Origin of the sequence: Spiroplasma gladiatoris, assembly GCF_004379335.1 — a bacterium.
Lineage (GTDB): Bacteria > Bacillota_I > Bacilli_A > Mycoplasmatales > Mycoplasmataceae > Spiroplasma_A > Spiroplasma_A gladiatoris.
On sequence record NZ_CP038013.1, the window covers coordinates 568,416 to 586,412 of the forward strand.

The 17,997-nt window shown below is 22.6% G+C and carries 18 protein-coding genes; 9 read left to right on the top strand and 9 right to left on the bottom strand.

Annotated elements, in window-relative coordinates; translation table 4 throughout:
- The first annotated feature begins 10 nt into the window (after positions 1-10).
- From xseA to SGLAD_RS02670, 8 genes are all read left to right on the top strand, one after another.
- On the top strand, positions 11-1,267 hold the full coding sequence (gene xseA / locus SGLAD_RS02635) for an exodeoxyribonuclease VII large subunit (RefSeq protein ID WP_134297494.1): 1,257 nt from the start codon (positions 11-13) through the stop codon (positions 1,265-1,267).
- Positions 1,268-1,282: 15 nt separating this feature from the next.
- Positions 1,283-1,489 (top strand): exodeoxyribonuclease VII small subunit, encoded by a 207-nt coding sequence (gene xseB / locus SGLAD_RS02640; protein ID WP_134297495.1) that lies wholly within the window; start codon positions 1,283-1,285, stop codon positions 1,487-1,489.
- Between the two features lie 16 nt (positions 1,490-1,505).
- A complete protein-coding gene (locus tag SGLAD_RS02645) occupies positions 1,506-3,134 on the top strand; it encodes a 1-deoxy-D-xylulose-5-phosphate synthase N-terminal domain-containing protein (protein ID WP_134297496.1) in 1,629 nt (542 codons plus the stop codon).
- A 49-nt stretch (positions 3,135-3,183) separates the two neighbouring features.
- Positions 3,184-4,611 carry a hypothetical protein gene (locus tag SGLAD_RS02650; protein ID WP_134297497.1) on the top strand — a complete coding sequence of 476 codons (1,428 nt, stop codon included), beginning with the start codon at positions 3,184-3,186 and terminating at the stop codon, positions 4,609-4,611.
- Between the two features lie 7 nt (positions 4,612-4,618).
- On the top strand, positions 4,619-5,443 hold the full coding sequence (locus tag SGLAD_RS02655) for a TlyA family RNA methyltransferase (protein WP_134297498.1): 825 nt from the start codon (positions 4,619-4,621) through the stop codon (positions 5,441-5,443).
- On the top strand, positions 5,436-6,752 hold the full coding sequence (locus tag SGLAD_RS02660) for a Y-family DNA polymerase (RefSeq protein WP_134297499.1): 1,317 nt from the start codon (positions 5,436-5,438) through the stop codon (positions 6,750-6,752). The genes SGLAD_RS02655 and SGLAD_RS02660 overlap by 8 nt, the downstream gene beginning before the upstream one ends.
- 17 nt (positions 6,753-6,769) lie before the next feature.
- Positions 6,770-7,423: a SprT-like domain-containing protein gene (locus SGLAD_RS02665; RefSeq protein ID WP_134297500.1), complete on the top strand. Its 654-nt coding sequence runs from the start codon at positions 6,770-6,772 to the stop codon at positions 7,421-7,423.
- Between the two features lie 113 nt (positions 7,424-7,536).
- Positions 7,537-8,289 (top strand): hypothetical protein, encoded by a 753-nt coding sequence (locus tag SGLAD_RS02670; protein WP_134297501.1) that lies wholly within the window; start codon positions 7,537-7,539, stop codon positions 8,287-8,289.
- A gap of 25 nt (positions 8,290-8,314) precedes the next feature.
- Here the strand turns inward: SGLAD_RS02670 and coaE are convergent, their stop codons facing one another.
- The 6 genes from coaE to holA form a co-directional block, all read right to left on the bottom strand.
- Entirely contained in the window at positions 8,315-8,887 is a 573-nt protein-coding gene (gene coaE / locus SGLAD_RS02675; RefSeq protein ID WP_134297502.1) for a dephospho-CoA kinase, read from the bottom strand.
- 49 nt (positions 8,888-8,936) lie between these two features.
- Positions 8,937-10,463: a hypothetical protein gene (locus tag SGLAD_RS02680; RefSeq protein ID WP_134297503.1), complete on the bottom strand. Its 1,527-nt coding sequence runs from the start codon at positions 10,461-10,463 to the stop codon at positions 8,937-8,939.
- Positions 10,464-10,548: 85 nt separating this feature from the next.
- Positions 10,549-11,616 carry a hypothetical protein gene (locus SGLAD_RS02685; protein ID WP_134297504.1) on the bottom strand — a complete coding sequence of 356 codons (1,068 nt, stop codon included), beginning with the start codon at positions 11,614-11,616 and terminating at the stop codon, positions 10,549-10,551.
- 14 nt (positions 11,617-11,630) lie between these two features.
- Positions 11,631-11,915 (bottom strand): hypothetical protein, encoded by a 285-nt coding sequence (locus tag SGLAD_RS02690; RefSeq protein WP_134297505.1) that lies wholly within the window; start codon positions 11,913-11,915, stop codon positions 11,631-11,633.
- A gap of 84 nt (positions 11,916-11,999) precedes the next feature.
- On the bottom strand, positions 12,000-13,433 hold the full coding sequence (locus SGLAD_RS02695; RefSeq protein WP_134297506.1) for a hypothetical protein: 1,434 nt from the start codon (positions 13,431-13,433) through the stop codon (positions 12,000-12,002).
- Position 13,434: 1 nt separating this feature from the next.
- Positions 13,435-14,397: a DNA polymerase III subunit delta gene (gene holA, locus SGLAD_RS02700; RefSeq protein ID WP_134297507.1), complete on the bottom strand. Its 963-nt coding sequence runs from the start codon at positions 14,395-14,397 to the stop codon at positions 13,435-13,437.
- A gap of 141 nt (positions 14,398-14,538) precedes the next feature.
- Between holA and rpsT the strand changes: the two genes are divergently transcribed.
- Entirely contained in the window at positions 14,539-14,781 is a 243-nt protein-coding gene (gene rpsT, locus SGLAD_RS02705; RefSeq protein WP_134297508.1) for a 30S ribosomal protein S20, read from the top strand.
- 16 nt (positions 14,782-14,797) lie between these two features.
- Here rpsT and SGLAD_RS02710 read toward each other — a convergent pair whose 3' ends face one another.
- From SGLAD_RS02710 to SGLAD_RS02720, 3 genes are all read right to left on the bottom strand, one after another.
- Complete coding sequence (locus SGLAD_RS02710; RefSeq protein ID WP_134297509.1) at positions 14,798-16,630, bottom strand: ComEC/Rec2 family competence protein; 1,833 nt, start codon at positions 16,628-16,630, stop codon at positions 14,798-14,800.
- Between the two features lie 202 nt (positions 16,631-16,832).
- Positions 16,833-17,360: a hypothetical protein gene (locus tag SGLAD_RS02715; protein WP_134297510.1), complete on the bottom strand. Its 528-nt coding sequence runs from the start codon at positions 17,358-17,360 to the stop codon at positions 16,833-16,835.
- 81 nt (positions 17,361-17,441) lie between these two features.
- Positions 17,442-17,996, bottom strand: a complete 555-nt coding sequence (locus tag SGLAD_RS02720; protein ID WP_134297511.1) for a hypothetical protein — start codon at positions 17,994-17,996, stop codon at positions 17,442-17,444.
- Position 17,997 lies beyond the last annotated feature (1 nt).

Consider the following 17,997-nt stretch of genomic DNA (forward strand, 5'->3'; position numbering starts at 1 on the left):
GAGGTTGAATATGTCAATACCTGTGTTAAAAATATCTGAGTTAAATAAAAATATTAAATATTATTTAGAAACAAATCATGCTTTTAAAAACGTATCTGTAAAAGGTGAGGTTGCAAATTTAACTTATAACAAGTCTGGACATATTTATTTTTCACTTAAAGATAGTGATGCAAAAATAGATTGTGCTATTTGAAAATCAAATGCTCAAAAGTTTATAGATCTTAATCCTAGTGAAGGTGACGAAATAATTGCACTAGGTTCTCTAAGTTATTATCCACCTTCAGGTAAAATAACTTTTACAATTGTTGATGTTAAACTTGATGGAGTTGGAGAACTTGCAATTATATATAAGAAAAGAAAAGAAGAGATAGAAAATTTAGGTTGAACACTTTTAGAAAATAAAAAACAAATACCTACTAAACCAGAAAATATTGGAATAGTAACAGCTCCAACCGGAGCTGCAATAGAAGATTTAATTTCTACAATGAAAAGAAGATATCCGCTTGTAAACATTTATTTATTTCCAGCAATGGTTCAAGGTGAACAAGCTGCTAAAGATATTGCTAATAAAATAAGATTAGCAAATAATTTTAGTATTAAACTTGATGTCTTAATTGTTGGTAGAGGTGGAGGAAGTTATGAAGACTTGTGAAGCTTTAATGAAATGGAAGTTTTAAAAGAAATTTATAACTCTAAAATACCTATCATTTCTGCTGTAGGTCATGAACCTGATAATACATTAGCAGATCTTGTTGCAGATAAACGAGCATCTACTCCAACTGGTGCAGGAGAAATCGCTACACCTGATAGAGCAAATCTTTTAAAAATATTAGAAAATAAAAGAAAAGAATTTAGTGATATTATTTCTTACAAACTTTCTTTAACTAAAAATAATTTAAGTAATCAAAAAGAACATCTAAATAATAATATTAAGAATAAATTTAAGCAAGTTAAAGATATTTTAAATAATTTTCATCTAGGTATAAATAAAAGTATGAGTACACTAATTAAAATATCTAAAAATGATATTGATCAAAAACAAAAAAGTTTAAGAAATTCATTAGAAAATAGATTAGAATTTACAAAGAATGATTTAAAAAACTTAAAAGAAAAAATATTATTTTTAAGTCCTCTAAAGCCATTAGAGAAAGGTTTTGTAATTTTAAAACAAAATGAAAAAGTTATTTTTTCTGTTAAGAGTGTAAAAAATAACAATGATATAACAGCTATTTTTAAAGATGGAGAGTTAATTTTAAATATAAAATAATTTAAAGGAGAAAATATGGAAAACAAAAGTTTTAAAGAGACATTAGAAACTATAAGAAACATTTCAAATAAATTAAACGAACCTTCAACAAGTATGGAAGAAGCAATAGTCCTTTATAAACAAGGAACCGAAATGATTAAACAAGCAGAAGAACAATTAACAAAAATTGAAGGTGAAGTAAAAAAAGTTTTAGAAAATAATCAGTTAGAAGATTTTAAATAAAGAATTTGAGGAATATATGAGATTATCTGAATTAAAAAATTTTAAAAGCTTATTTAATAATTTTAATATAAATGAATTAAATGAACTATGTGAAGAAATAAGAACATTTTTAAATAACACCTTAAATAAAAAAGGTGGTCATATAGCAAGTAACTTAGGAGTAGTTGAACTAACAGTCGCTCTTTTAAGTTTTTTTAATTTAGATGAATCAATTATATTATTTGATACAGGTCATCAATCTTATGTTTATAAAATGCTAACTAATCGATTGAAGTTATTTGATAAATTATATGAATTTAAAGGTTTATCTAATTTTCAAGAAATCAGTGAAAGTCAATATGATTGAATTTCAAATGGTCATAGTGGAACAGCTTTAGCATATGCTTCTGCATATTCTTTTTTAAATGCTAAAAAAAATATTATTTCAATTATTGGTGATGCTGCATTTTGTGGATCTTATACAACTTCAAGTCTATTAAACTTAATTAAATCACCAAACAAAACAATAACTATTATTAATGATAATGATCAATCTATTGGAAATTATGATATTAAAATTAAAGATTTAAAAAGTTATAGTGAATCATTGGGATACAATTATTTATATTGTGATAATGGTAATGATTTATTAAAAATATTTAAAATTTTAAAACATGCATCAAGTATCGATAATCACGTAATAATTCATATTAAAACAATTAAAGGTTTAAATTATGATAAAAAATTTGAATTAAGTTTTAATCATACCATTAAAGAAGATGTTAGTAAAAGTTATCAAATATTAGTAGCTAATCAAATTGAGCAAGTATTTGATAAAGATTCTATTTTAATTTGTCCTGCTATGTTAAACTCAAGTTGTTTTTCTAATCTAAAGACAAACTGACCAAAAAATGTATTTGATTGTGGAATTAACGAAGAAGTTTGTGCGTTAATGGCATCTGGATTTGCTAAACTTAATAAAAAAGTGTACATATCAGTTTATTCAACTTTTTTTCAGAGAATGTTTGATCAACTAATACATGACATTGTAAGAAATAATTGAAATATAACTTTTCTTATCGATAGGGCAGGTTTAAATTACAGTGGGGGAGTTAGTCACCATGGAATTTATGATGTAGGGGTAGCAAATCTGTTTAATAATAGTTTAATATATCAACCTTTTTTAAAAAAAGATATTTTAAAGATAAAAGATTTAGTATCAAATAACAATAATTTACTTTTTATTCGTTATGAAAAAGCAAATGTTTGTGATATTGACTTAGATTTTGATAATAATGAAATGTGAATAGAATTAATTTATAATAAAAATAATAAAAAAACTTTAATTACATATGGAACTCAGTTAGAAGAATTTTATTACGCCATAAAAAACAATAATTTAAATATAAATCTTGTTAATGCTAGGTATGTAAATCATATTGATAAAATTATAATTGCAAAACATCAAAAGAATAATTTATTTATATATGAGCAAATAATTAATGACAATAATTTAGCTTATAAAATAAAAAGAGAATTTAAAGACATTAATGTTAAAAATTTTTATATAAAAAATCCAATAATTGGACATGGAAAAAAAAATGATGTGCTTCAAGAGTTGGGATTGGACACAAAATTTGTATTGAATTTTATAAATAAAAACTAAAAATAAATGCAATTAAATGCATTTATTTTTAAAAAAAGAAAGGAATCTTATGCAACAAATCAAAGAAAAAAATTATTTTTTAGAAAAGCTATTAAAAGACAGAGAAATAAATGATTTGTTAAATAAGCAAACTTCTAAAGAAGACAAAGATTTTTTAGAAAATTTAAATGAAATTAGAAAAATTCTACATATCAAAGAAAAAGCTGATAAAAAAATATATGAAGAATATAATAGATTAATAATAATTCCAACTGGAAGTGAAGAAACACTTGTAAGAGAATTACATCAATTCAATAAAGCTATGTATAAAAGTTATCCAGAACATTATACTCTAGATATTCCAACTCCAGAAGGAAAGCAACCTTTTGTTGTTAAAAAGAAACCTAATAAAATTGAAATACCAAAAAATATTTTAAACTTATCTAATCCTTATAAACAAGAATCAAGTTTAGAGTTAACAAATACAGAACAACAATTGGATAATGATATTGATTTACTAAAAGAAATTTTTAATAAAAATTTTTATTATGCAAATAAAAATTTAAATGTTGCTTTAAGTAATTTAGATGTAGTCACAGGATTTTTAAATTCATTTATAAATATAAAAAAGATAATAGAAGAAAAAAATATTTTGACCATTAATGAATTATTAGATCAAGAAAATTATTTACAAATAAAAACTACTATTAAAAAATTTATTTATATTTTAAAAAATAATCTCGATAATACAATAATCTTAAAAAAAGAATTAAATAATACAAAAAAAATATTTGAAACAATTAATATTAAAAATATTAAAGAGAAAACATTTTATAATAACAATAAAGAAATATTAATTGCAAATGAAAATAATAACGAAGATAATAAAATTATTATAAAAAAAATATTACAGATAATTAGTAATTATGAAAATTCTTTAATAGAAGATAATAGCATAGAAAATGTTAATACAAATATCGAAAGAGCAAATACTGTTTTAGATAATTGTTACAAAGTTATTAATTTTATAGAAAGTATGCAAAACAAAAACTTTAATAATAAAGTTGTTGAAAATAATAAATGATCTTTATGGGCGAATGATTTAGATGAAAAAATAAATGAAAAAAAATTACAAGAAAATATTTTAAAAGATAGTAATGAAATATTTGTAAAAGATGAAGAAGAAAGAATAAGTCAACTAAATGAAATAAAAAAAGAATTAATAAATGGTAATTACTCAAAATTAAAATTATCAAAAACAATGAATATAACGTGTTCGAAATACATGAAAAAACTAGAAATTTTAAAAAAGGGATTTGAAAAAACTTATGGATCTGAACTTTTCAAAAAAATAAGAGACTTAGTTGTTCGAGAAGGAACAATTTATAAAAATATAGATTCTAATAACGAAATAAAAAGACTTAACAATAAGAAACTAAAACTTAAAAAAGCTATTATCAAAAAACAAAAAATTAAAGATTGATTTAGTTTAAAATAGGAGAATTATGAAAGAAAGATTAGATCAAATATTGCTTAATAAAAACTTATTTGAGAATAGAAATAAAGCTAGAAGTTATATAATCGATGGAAAAGTTCTTGTTAATAATGAAAAAATAACTAAACCCGGAACCATGTATGATCATGAAAAAATAGTTTTAAAAATTCTTAGAGAAGAAAAAGAATATGTCAGTAGAGCTGGTAAAAAATTAGAAAAAGCAATCACAAAATGAAACATAGATTTAAAAGATAAAGTTTGTTTAGATATAGGCAGTTCTACTGGTGGTTTTACTGACTGTTGTTTAAACTTTAATGCATCTTTCGTTTATGCAGTTGATGTTGGAACAAATCAATTAGATTGAAAATTAAGGTCTAATAAAAATGTTAAAGCTATGGAAAAAACTAATTTTAGAAATGTTGATAAAAGTTTTTTTGATAAGAAAATTGATTTTTTTTGTTGTGATGTAAGTTTCATCTCTGTTGAAAAAATTCTAAAACCTTTAGAAACTATTGTTGAAGAAAACGTTAAGGGAGTAATTTTAATTAAACCACAATTTGAGTCAGATAAAGAAGACGTAAAAAATGGAAAAATAAATTCAAAGTTAGTTCATAAAAAAAGCATTAATAGAGTTATAGAATATTGTAATAAGTATAATTTTTTTATTAATGATATTAGTTATTCACCAATATTAGGAAATAAGAAAAAAAATATCGAATATCTTTGCTATATAAAAAAATTAAATAATAATATAAATAATAATATAAATCAAAATTATATAAGTAATTTAGTTGATGAATGTTGAGGATATTTTAAGGATTTAGAAAATGAATAAAAGTAAAGTAATTTTTTTATTAGATATGGATGCTTTTTATGCAAGTTGTCATATTGCACAAAATCCAAATTTAAAAGATAAAGTTGTTGTTGTTGCTTCACCAAATAGAAGAGCTATAATTACTACAGCTAGTTACAAGGCAAGAAGTTTTGGAATAAAAGCTGGTATGCCACTTTTTAAAGCAGAAGAACTTTGTAAAGATGTTTATCAAATTGATAGTGATTTTGCATTATATATTAAGTACTCACAAATGGTTTTTGATATAATTTACAAAAACTTTTCTAAAAAAATTGAGGTTGCTTCGATTGATGAATGTTACATTGATGTTACACATGTTTGAAAAAAATATAAAACTGTAAAAAATTGTGCAACTGTTTTAAAAGATTTGATTTATAAAGAAACAGGATTAACTTGTTCTATAGGAATAAGTGTTAATAAATTTTTAGCTAAATCTTGTGTTGATTTTAATAAACCAAATGGAGTTTCAATACTACTTCCTGATAAAATTAAAGAAGTTTTATGACCCATGCCTGTAAAAGAAATGTTTATGGTAGGTAGTGCTACTGAAGAAATTTTGAATAATAATGAAATTTATACTATTCAAGACTTAGCAAAAAGTGATGTAAACAAAATTTATAAAATTTTAGGAAAAAGAGGTTTAACACTATTCTTATGAGCTAATGGTGGTGGAGATAATAATGTTGAAAGTGATGAAAATGAATTTAGATCAATCGGAAATGAATTTACTTTAAACTACACTACAGCAGATATTGATGAAATTGAAGAAATGATTTATGAATTAAGTTTAAAAGTTTGTGATCGTGCAAAAAAAAGATTTTTAAAAGGTAAAACAATAAGTATTGTTTTAAAATATGAAAAAAATAAAGATACAACTTTTAATAAAAAAGAACATAAAAAACATAGAAATCATCAATCTAGTTTAGAAATTCCTACTAACGAACACGAAGTAGTATATTCTGTTGCTAAAAAATGTTTTTATGATGTATGAACAGGTGATCCTATTTTATTAATTGGTGTGAGATTAGCTAATATGATTGATGATATAAACGATAAAAAGCAATTAAAAATTGAAGATATTAATTTATATGAAAGAGTGAATCTTAATGATATTCAAAAAATAATTTATGATCTTGAGTTAAAATTTGGAAATAAAAATATTTTTACTGGTGATAAACTAATAAAGTATAATCAAAAAAATAGAGGGCAAAGCAAGTATTTAGAAGATGATGATGTCCATCTATCTAACAAACAAGTCATTGAAAAGTGAAAAACAAAAAAGAAAGACTAAATAGGGGAGGTTATAATTTGAATAGTCCACAAATAGATGACATTATTTTAGAGTTAAGTTCAATTCATCATCAACTCAATATATTATTATTTAACAACACATTAAAAAAAATCAAAATTAATGTTGCTGACAATATTAGAGCTAAAAATAAATTAACAAAAGGGCATTTTGAAGCTTTTAGTAACTGAGAAGATAGTGGGATGCAAATTACAATATGAACTTTATCTTTAAACGGAGACCCCTACTCTGTTATTGAAGTATTAATTCACGAAATGATACATCAATGAAATTTTCAAAATAGTATTAAAGATGTAGAAAATAATGGTAGACATAATAAAAATTTCAGAGATACAGCTTTAAAATATGGTTTAGAACTGCCAAAAACTATTAGAGGAAAAGGTACCAATGATCATGGAAAAGGTTTTAATCGTACTACTTTATCTAATTATTTAAGAGATATCATTAAAAACAAACTTGATTTTAATTGAAAAGTTTTAGAATTTAAACATAAATATGCAATAAATTACTCACCTACAAATTATAAAAAAAGATATCGATATAATTGTTTATGTAATAGTAGGGATAAAAATACTTACATGGTTAAATTCACAAGTAGTATTCTTCTAAATATTAAATGTTTAGACTGTAATAATATTTTTAAAGTAGATTAAATAATAAAGTGTATATCACAATATACACTTTATTAAATGCTTTACTTATTAAAGATTTTAATGTATTATAATCTCAATAAATACTATAATTGAACACTAGAATGGAGAATTTTATGCCCCAATTTTCACCTAAGTTTTGCCCTATTCACTTGAAAATACATGTATGTGATAATCAAGATATTTCAAAAAAAATTATAGAAATTGAAGGTGATTTAGGTGCTAAAGTTAGAAGATTACACGGAACTCAAACAGAAGAAGAAATTGCTTTGGAAGCTAAGAAACGTAAAAAACATCAAAACGCACCAGGTAGTTTGGGAGATATATTAGCTAAAGCAAAAGCTAAAGTTGCTGCTGAAAAGGCAAAATTTGCACAAGATAATAAAGATGATATAAATGAAGATAACACTATTAGCGAAGCAGAAATCGGTGATAGAATGGCTGCTTTAAGAGCAAAAGCAATGTCTGGAGGAACACAAACAACAAGTGAGTTAAACGAACACATACCCCCTATCGATCAATCTGAGACCAGTGGAATATCTAAAATTATAGATAAAGCAAAACAACACCAAAAAGAGAATTTTTCGTGTGAATATAAGGTGCCAGAGCGCTCTAAAACGGGAGAAAAAAAAGATAATTCTACTAAAGAAGTTAAAAAATATGATGATTTTTTTGAAGTTAATGAAGATACAGAATTGAATCAAAGCAATAATGATCTATTAGAATCAAAAAATCAAGGCGAAAAATTGTTTACATATGAAGAAACTCATGAGTTAATTCAATCAGCTGTTGAAAAAGCTTTAGAACAAGTTGGTATTGTTAAACCTAAATCTTCACCTAAACCAAGAAAAAAAACCACTAAAGAATAAAAAACATATTTTAAAAATGTGTTTTTTATTTAATTTTTTCAATCAATTCATCAATTTTTTTGTAAAAAGTTGTCTTATTATGATTATTTACTAATGTGTAATCAAATTCCATATTTTTAAGTTTTTCTTTTTGATACTTAGTAATTGATTTTATTTCTTCAAACTCACGATTATCTCTTTTTTTTACACTATCTAAACGTTGACTTTCACTTTTTGTTAATAAAATTGTTTTATTGAATTTTATATCTAAACCATTTATCATAGCAGCTTCTACAAAAATAATTTCATAATTATTCTTTTTTCCTTTAATTATTTCTTTTATTTTTAAAGTTATTAAAGGTCACATAATTGCTACAAATTTATCATTAATTTCAGGATTATTAAATACGGTATTTCTTAATTTATCTTTATCAATAATATTATTTGTTAAACATTCTGGAATGTTAGTTTTTAAGAAACTTAATACATTTTTTTCATACAAAACATGCTTACTTATTTCATCAGCTTCAATAACAAAAAAGTTTGGTTTAGTTTTTAAATAATTTATCATAGTAGTTTTGCCACTACCTATATAACCGCATATACCTATTAATTTCAACAAACCCACCTCTTTATAAAAAAAATCATTTTATTAAAATGATTTTACATTAATTATAAATAATTTTTTTAGCATAATTTGAAAATTGAGATTTAATTGGTGACATTTTTTCAATTGCTTCCAAACATATTTTTCGATATTCTTCATAATCTTCATCGATTTTTGCAACCTCAAGCTTTTTGATAGTTTCAAGTTCATCATCAATATATTTAAAGTTATTTTTTAATCTACTTCTTAAACAATAACCTACTTTTGCTAATAATTCTTCACGTTTAAATGCAATTGCAAATATTTGTTCAATCACACTTTCTGCTTCAAATATTTTTCATTCTTCAATATATTGATTATATTCTTTAATTAAATCGATTACATCTTGTTTATATCTTCCAAACACATTAATTTTTGTTGAATTAATAACACTTTCAATTAACTCAACAAATTTTTGCTCAACCCCAGTTAATAAATCAATTTCATCTTCAATATTATCAATAACATTAGATCAATTAATATTATTTGACTTATTAGTTAATCTTGTTAGTTCTTCTTTAGCTTTTGTAAACATTGAATTATTAGTGTTTTTTGATTTTTCAAGTAATTTTATAAGTGATTTATAGTATCCAATTGCGTGAGAAGTATCAAATTTACCATCTTGAAGTTCAACTATATCACCTTTAACTTTAATTGATTTTTCTTTTTTAATTTTTAAAGGTTTTGAATAATCGTATTCTTTTGCAATGCTCATACCAGTTGTTGCGTCAATATCCCTTAAAACAGCTAAATTAATTGTTCATCATGAAGACTCACCAACTATTACTCCAAAAAAAGCAAGTAAACCAAATAATAAGAAAGGAATGGCTGGAACTAGTATTCAAATTCAAACCATTCACGCACTTTCGTCAAGGCCGTATCCAAAGTTTTTATAAAATAAAACTAAACTTGGTCAATAAATAGTTTGAAAACCAGCACCATTAGTGTTTAATAAATAGTTCTTTAAAGTTTGTCTTACATGAGAATTTATAATTGAAGAAACAATTCCACTAGTATTAAATTCTCATCCAATACCAATTACAAAATATGAAGCAGATATGAAAGTTAAACAACTTGCTAATAATAATATTGTGAATGTAACTCACACACAAATCATTGTTATTTGATAACTTCTTATCGGTCTTACAATTCTTGCTACCCCCTTTTTAGTTTGATTTTTATAACCTACAAGGTGAATTAAACTTCTAATTAGCATTAAAACAAGTGAAATTCCGCCAACTATTAAAGGTAAGTAAAATACAGTAAATTGTGTTGGGATAAATGTAAAAGAATTAATAGTTTGATTAAAAAGCAAAAAATTAAAGAAACTATTATATTTTTCATAAGTGCCTAAACCATCATCATAATCGTTATTAAATGCAGTATAAATTGAAGAAAAAGAAGCTTTTTGTCCTCCATCTTTTCAATTAACCATTGGTGAATAATAAACTAAAACACCAAATAAAGCATACAAAAAAGAAAATATAATTATTGAAACAATCATAAATTTTACTTTTGAATTTCTTTTTAAAAGTTTTACCCTTTTCATTATTAATAGCCCCCAAAAATAAATATTATAATTAATTATATACTAAATTTGGAGTAATTTAAATGATTAAAACCAATCAAATAACTTAATTTTTTGCAAATTGATCAAAATCAGCTTTCAAATCGCGATATCTTAAACAATCATTAATTAATTTAACTTGTTTATCTGTTAATTCAAATGGTTTAAATAAAAATTTTTGTTCTTCGCTTAGATATATCCCATTTTCTTCTACTGTTATTTCTGGTTTAACACATGAAGGCATAGAATCAGTATCTAATTTATCATCACTTATTAAATATTTAAATAATGGACGATACTCTCCTCTACCTGGTCCTAAATTAACTAGACCAATTGCAAATCTTGGATCTACAACAAAAGTGCTTAATACATTTATTTTAGTTTTTTGATCAATAAAACTAGCAATTGTTTTATTGGTTAATATAAAACTAGTACGATCTAAAGGAGAAACTTTATAAATTTTTATAAAAGTATTATTAACAATGTTATGAAAATAAACATCTAAAAATTTGTAGTTAAAATCTTTAAAAGAATTTATTGGGACAAAAATTTGACGATGATATTCTTGGTTTATAAAATTTATTTCTGAATTTTCTACGTATTCATATAAACTTTCAAAAACTCTTGGAGTGAATATATAGTCATACATTTCAAATAAAGCATAACTAATTATTGATAAAATACTTTTTCGTACTTCAATTGGAGCTTCTTGATTAATAGAGTCAAACACTCTAAAGGTTTTTTCATAAGAAGCATAATGATATTTATAGTCACCATTTAAAAGCGAAACTAAAAAGTAAAAATATTTTATAAACAGTAATTCTTTTCCTGTTAACTTAATCTCTTTATCTTTTTTATCAACTCTTCTTTCAAAAATAGCTTTTGCTATTTTTGAAATTTGGTTATATTGTTTATTAATTCTATCTATATCAAAACTATCATCTCAACTAAACAAAACATTTATTAATGGGTCATTTTCAACTTCAACTTCAACTAAACTATCTGATGAAAAATCAATATATCTAAAGCATTGTTTGCCATCATCTCTAGTACTAATTCACTTTTTTAAAAAATCACTTGGCAACAAAAGATTTCTTTTTACTTTTTTTTGAATTTTATTTGAGTATTTTTCCATATTATTACTCCTTTCTATCAACTATCATAACTCACTAATTCAAGTTCTTTTTGAGCTGAAATAGGAGTTGTTGTGATTATTAATTTATTAATTTTGTTTATTACAAAAAAAATGTTCCCTTTACCTGTATGAATATAAATTGTTTTACTAGTTTCAAAACATCTTGTTGAGTTTTCGATTAAATCTAACACTTGTTCTTTTAGTTCTCAAATATCTTTACCAGATAAATTTAATCTTTGTTTAATTCTTTTAATCGCATGATCTGAAAATTGAAATTCATGTCGATAATAATAGCTCATAAAAAAAACACCTTCTTAAGTTATTATATAAAAAAATGTTATGTTATACAAAATAAAAAAAAACTCCTATTTTAAAGGAGAATTTTAGTTATCTTTTTCATTATCTTCTTTGTTTTTATTTTTTCTTTCATTTTTCTTATTAATAAATTCTTGAACATTAATTTCAGGTTCATAAATACTTCTATCCATCTCATAAGTTCTACCTTGCATCATTTCTGACATCAATTTTTGATACTCTTGATTTGCATATAGAATTTTTTCTCTATCGTATTTTGGATTCAATATAACTAACACAACAATATAAACGATACTTAACATTAAGATAATGAAGTTTAATCATAATAATGCAGTGATTGCTTTTAATTCATTATCTTTTAAATTAGGAGCAATCAATTCATCATAAACTCTTCTAATATCTTCGTCACTAATTCCTGAAATATTATTTTTTGCAGCAGTGTTTTTAATTGCAGCTGCAAAATTATCAAAATAAGAAACATTTCCAGCAATTACACTTATTACATTTCCTAAATATAAAGTTATTAAATTAACAAATATGAATACTCCTGCAAAGAATATGTTTAATCAAGGAATTCAAAATTGTTCTTTATAAGTAGCTGGTGGTTTTATCATTATATAAGATATATAAAATAATAATAGAAAGTTAAATGCTAATAGATAAAAACTAATATTTTGTGAATAACTTATTCCAAAAAGTAAAGATTTAGCAAGTGATAATGTTTCTACATTTTCACCATATAGTTTACTAAATGTGCTGTTAGCTATTGAAGAAGCACTTTTTGGTAAGTTAAATGAATTAGTATTTAATAAAATTACTAAGATTAAATAAGTTAATCCAGAAAAAGAATAAAAACTTGCTAATGCCACTTTAAATCAATAAGCATTTTTTAACTTTGTTTTAAATGGAAAGAATTTTTGATCATTTAAAGGTGGTAAAGGAAATCCTTCCCCCATTTGATTAAATCCTTTTTGATTAAAACTTTTATTGTAATCACCATTAAAATTAGGTTTGTCACTTGTTGCTCCAACTATTTCAATTTCTTTACCGTCAATAGTTTTTTTTGTTTCACTGTTTGAAGTTGTTTCTCCGTATTTTTTTTTCATCTCTTCACTAACTTTTGAATTTAAACTAATCTCTTTTGTTGTGATTTCAATTGAAGTGTTAGATAAAGTTTCTTTAGAAATTCCATATAAATTAAGACAAAAAGTTATCATATCTGAATAATCAGCGTAACAATCAATAATTGCTTTTTGATCTGGTTTTTCAAATTTAATTTTTTCTTTTGTTATATTAACAACAGCTTTTGCAAAAGCTGCACTATATTTTTCATCCTTAAAACTAGCTTGATAATCGATCTCAAGTGCTAGTAAATTGTTTATGTTTGCTATTACTTTTTTTCTTAAATCTAAGTCGAATAAAACATTTGTTCTTAGTTTTTCGTCCTTAATTAAGTTAAACAAGCTAGTAATAACACTTTGATAAACGCTTTGTGCTTCCATTTTAATCTGCCTCTCTTTTAAACATTTTTATAAATTCTAATTCAGGAATAATTTTATTATCAACTTGTCCATTTTTAAAATTTTTTTCTAATATATATAACATTTTTATTGTATCATTAATTTTCTTTATATTTATTCTATTTTCGCTCATTAGTTTTTTTATACGATAAGGGTTTTGACCTAATATAGAAGCAATATTATTTATATCTTTGTTTTGATTTTTTAATATTATTGAATCTCTTAAAACACAAAATTGACTAGTTAAAAGACTTAAAAAACCAATGATATTTGAGTTTAATTCAATATAATTTGATCAATTCTTTAAAAAACTATTTAGATCTAATTTGATAAATGATTCTGCTAACTCAAATATATTATATTGTAGTGATTTTGTTATACTATTTTTTACCAAATCAATACTTATATGTTTGTTAAGCAATATTAGTTTGTCAATTTCACTTGTTATTAAATACATATTATCATCAACATTATCGATAAAATAATTAAGCGCAATATTATCAAATGTAATATTTGCATTATTAAGTTTTTTAGTTAAATATTCAATTTTTTTATTGTAATCTGGTTTTTCAAGTTTTAAAACTTTCATTTGACTTTCAATAGTTTTTGTAATTTTTAATTTTTTTGAAAATTTATCACTATTTAAAGTAAAAATTATTTCAACATCTGGATTATTATTTGCAATTATTTTTTCTATAATGTCTTTATTATAATCTTTATTTAAACTAACTTTTGTTTCATTTACAAACCAACAATCATTAATGATAATAATTTTTTTATTAAAAAACAAAGAATAGGTATTTATTTGATTAAATATACCGTTTAAAGAATTATCTATTAGTGAATACTTATAAATTTCATAATCATTATTAGTGTTTATTTTACTTATTAATTTTTCAATTTGTTTATTTATTAAATATAAATCTTCTGAATATATAAAAAACATGTTTTTTTTCACCTATTTATTATACTTTATCATTAAAAATTAGAAAAAAAATATATTTTTTATTGTTTTTTCCTTTTTTTTTACTATATACTTTATATGTATATTCATTAATTTGAGCAATTTAGGAGGAATCGTTTAGAAATGGCAAATATTAAGTCACAAAAGAAAAGAATTTTAACAAATGAAAAATCTAGACTTGGAAACAAAGCTTTTAGAAGTCAAGTGAAAACTGCTATCAAAAAAGCAATGGTCGCTAAAGCAGAAAACGCAAGTGATAAAGAACAATTGATTAACTCAGCTGTTAGTTTGATTGATAAATCAGTTAGCAAATCTGTTTGAAAACAAAATAAAGCGGCAAGAGAAAAATCTAGATTAATGAAATAATAACTATAAAGAATTTTTAAATAAATTCTTTTTTTATTTCTACAACTTTTTTACTACTAATTTTATACTTATAAGAATGAATTGAGTTAGTAACATAATTTTGACACCCATTATTTTCTAATGTTTTAATTATAGAAACATCAGGGAAATTTAACTTCCCTTTTTTTGTTCCTGAAATAAAACAAACCTTTGGTTTAATTGTTTTTACAAATTCATCACTAGTTGATGTTTTACTACCATGATGACCTACTTGATAAAAATCTACACCATTTTTTACAAGACTTAAAAACAAAGGATTTCTTACAATTTCAATCTCACGTTTTTTTGTGGCATCTCCTGTAAATAAAAAGGTTTGATCTTTATATTTAACAACAATAATTTGAGAATTATCATTTTCATCTTTATTTCCAGCTTGATTAAACATATAAATTTTAATGTCTTTAAATTCAATTAACATATCTTCTTTTATGTCCTGATAAATTTTATCTATTCTCGCTTCTTCTTTTAATTGATTCAACGAATTATAATGATCAGCATGATTATGAGAAATAAAAACATAATTAATCTTATTTTTACCTTTGTAGCGAAGATAGTCTGGTAATGTCGATTTATTTTGTCCAGTACCTACTCCTGCATCAAAAATAAAGGTACTTAGGTTCGAATTTAAAATAAATGAGTTACCATTACCAACGTTTAACATTTCTATAGATTGATCAATTGAATTTAAAAGTGAGTTAGTACAGTACATTCCTACAAAACTTGTACTTAACAAACAATAAATTATAAATTTTATTTTTTTATTAAATAAACAATAATGAGTCAATATATAAAAACATAGATAATAAACAATAACTCAAATGATGCTGATGTGACCCGTTAAAGTTGTTAAATTATATTTAACAAAAAAAGCTACAATATAATCTAACAGATTGTAATTAAAAATAAATATATAGTTTAAAAAAGGAATGTAATAAAAAAACATTAAAAAGAAACTTACAAATAAAATCGGAGTCAATATAATTTCTTGTATTTGTGCTAATCAAAAAACTTTATAGTCAAAAAATACATTAAGTGGTAAAAAAACTAAATTAATTATTAAAAAGTTTATTAAAATATTTGTGCTTTCTTTTTTTAAATTATATCTTTTTAAAATTAATAGTCCAACACAACAATATATAAATCCCAAGTTGTAAAGATAAAAAGGATTGATGAATAAAATAACAATTCATACTATAGAAAATTTAGTTAATCTATCAAATTGAACTTTGTATTTTTTAGTGAATCAATTTAATAAAAAAAATAAAACTACTTTTAATAAAACTGGTGGCATACCAATTAAGTAACAATAAAATATTAAAATTAAAATAAAAAAAGGTTTTGATCAAAATAAAAATCTTTTTTTATTTTTAAAGATTTTATTTAAAAAGTAGGCTAATGGATATAAATATAAACTAGAAATGTTTGTTAAGTAACCTAAACTTAATTTTGTTAAGTTTAGATAAACACTATCTGAACTTTTTAATTGAAATAACATAAGATTAACTAAATTATTATTAGCATTTGAAGAACTATAGAAGAAATATCTAATATCTTTAAATAAAACATTTGTCTTCTTAAAATTTTCTAATGAATAAGTTACATTTTTATCAATCAAATATTTATTAAAATCAAAACTTCAAAAATTGGGATTAATGCTTAGTGTTTTTAACTCCCCTACTCCAGAAATAACCTCCCCTACTGAAAAATTGTTATCCCCTTTTCATACAAAAAATTTTTTTAAACCTTTTGATAAAATTGCATAATTGTCACGAACTTGATCTACATAATAAACTGAGCTATTTTCAAACAAATCTAATTCTAGTTTAAAAAATAAAATAAAATATGTGAAGAATATTATGTATAAAATAAAGAATTTATATGTTTTTTTAATACTTATAAAATATAACAAAGGTATAAATAAATAGATAAAAGTACATAAAATTATATTAGATATTTTAAAAGTTAAAATTACTAATATAACAGAAATAACAGTGTATAAGAATCAACTAACTTTATTGGATAAGTTTAGGAATAGCTTCTTTGTAAAAGGCAATATTATATTCTCCTTTACTATAGATAGGTCCTAATTCTTTGTAACATTCATCAAAACTTTTCTTAATATTTTTGAGAATTTTGACTGTTTTTTTACTTACACTTTCTGTTATTCCTTTATCTTGAAAAAACTTTTCTTTCAAGTTTTTTCTTAATGTCTTGATTGTTTTTATATTATCTTTTGGTAATAACCAAATTATTCTTGTTTTTACAAAATCAGATTTTTCTTTAATTGTAAAATATAAAAATACAAACTGAAGATGATTTTCTTTTAAAATTTTAGTTTCATTTGTAAGTGTTTTTGAATAAACAAACTTTTTTGGTATATATGATTCATTTTCTAGTTTAATATCATAAATAAGTTTAAATGTAACAAATTCATTTTTTTCTACAATAGATTCTTTATTGTTAGTTTTTTTATTCAATAAAAAAGATAAACTAAATATCCCTATTATAATTAAAGTCATTATAAGAAAAACTTTTTTCATTAAAATTCCTCCAATAAAATAATCGTTAAATTATGTAAAAAATTTATCATTTTTTTATAAAAAAAATAAAAGCTTAAACTTTTATTTTGAAACTTTTATAAATTTTTTATAGATGTCTTTAATAAAACGTTTAGTTGACTCAGACATACATTCTATAATTTTTTCTAATTTTTTTTCATCACACTTATCATTTTTATTTACTAAAGCGCTATAACATTTATAATATTCTTTTAAATATCAACTAGGAAAATCTTTTAAATCATTTGGTTGCTTACCATCAAACTTTTCAAAAACCTTAAACTTAAATAAATAAGCATAACTTAAATATTTTTTTCTTATATAAAGTTGTACTTTTTTGTCTTTTTTAAATTTTATGATATTTTCATAATTTTCTTCTGCACTATAATACGTTGAAGAAAATGAAGTGTAATTAAAAAATTGTTTTACATTATCTTCTTTTGATAAATCATCCAAATCTTTATTTAAACCTTCTAATATATTATTAATTTCTTCTACACTTTTTGGTTGAACAGGTATGTCATAACCAATTAGATAATTAAAATGACACGAATAAATAAACGATGATTGAAATGTAAAAAACATAAATACTGATAAAATCAATACAATTTTTTTCAAA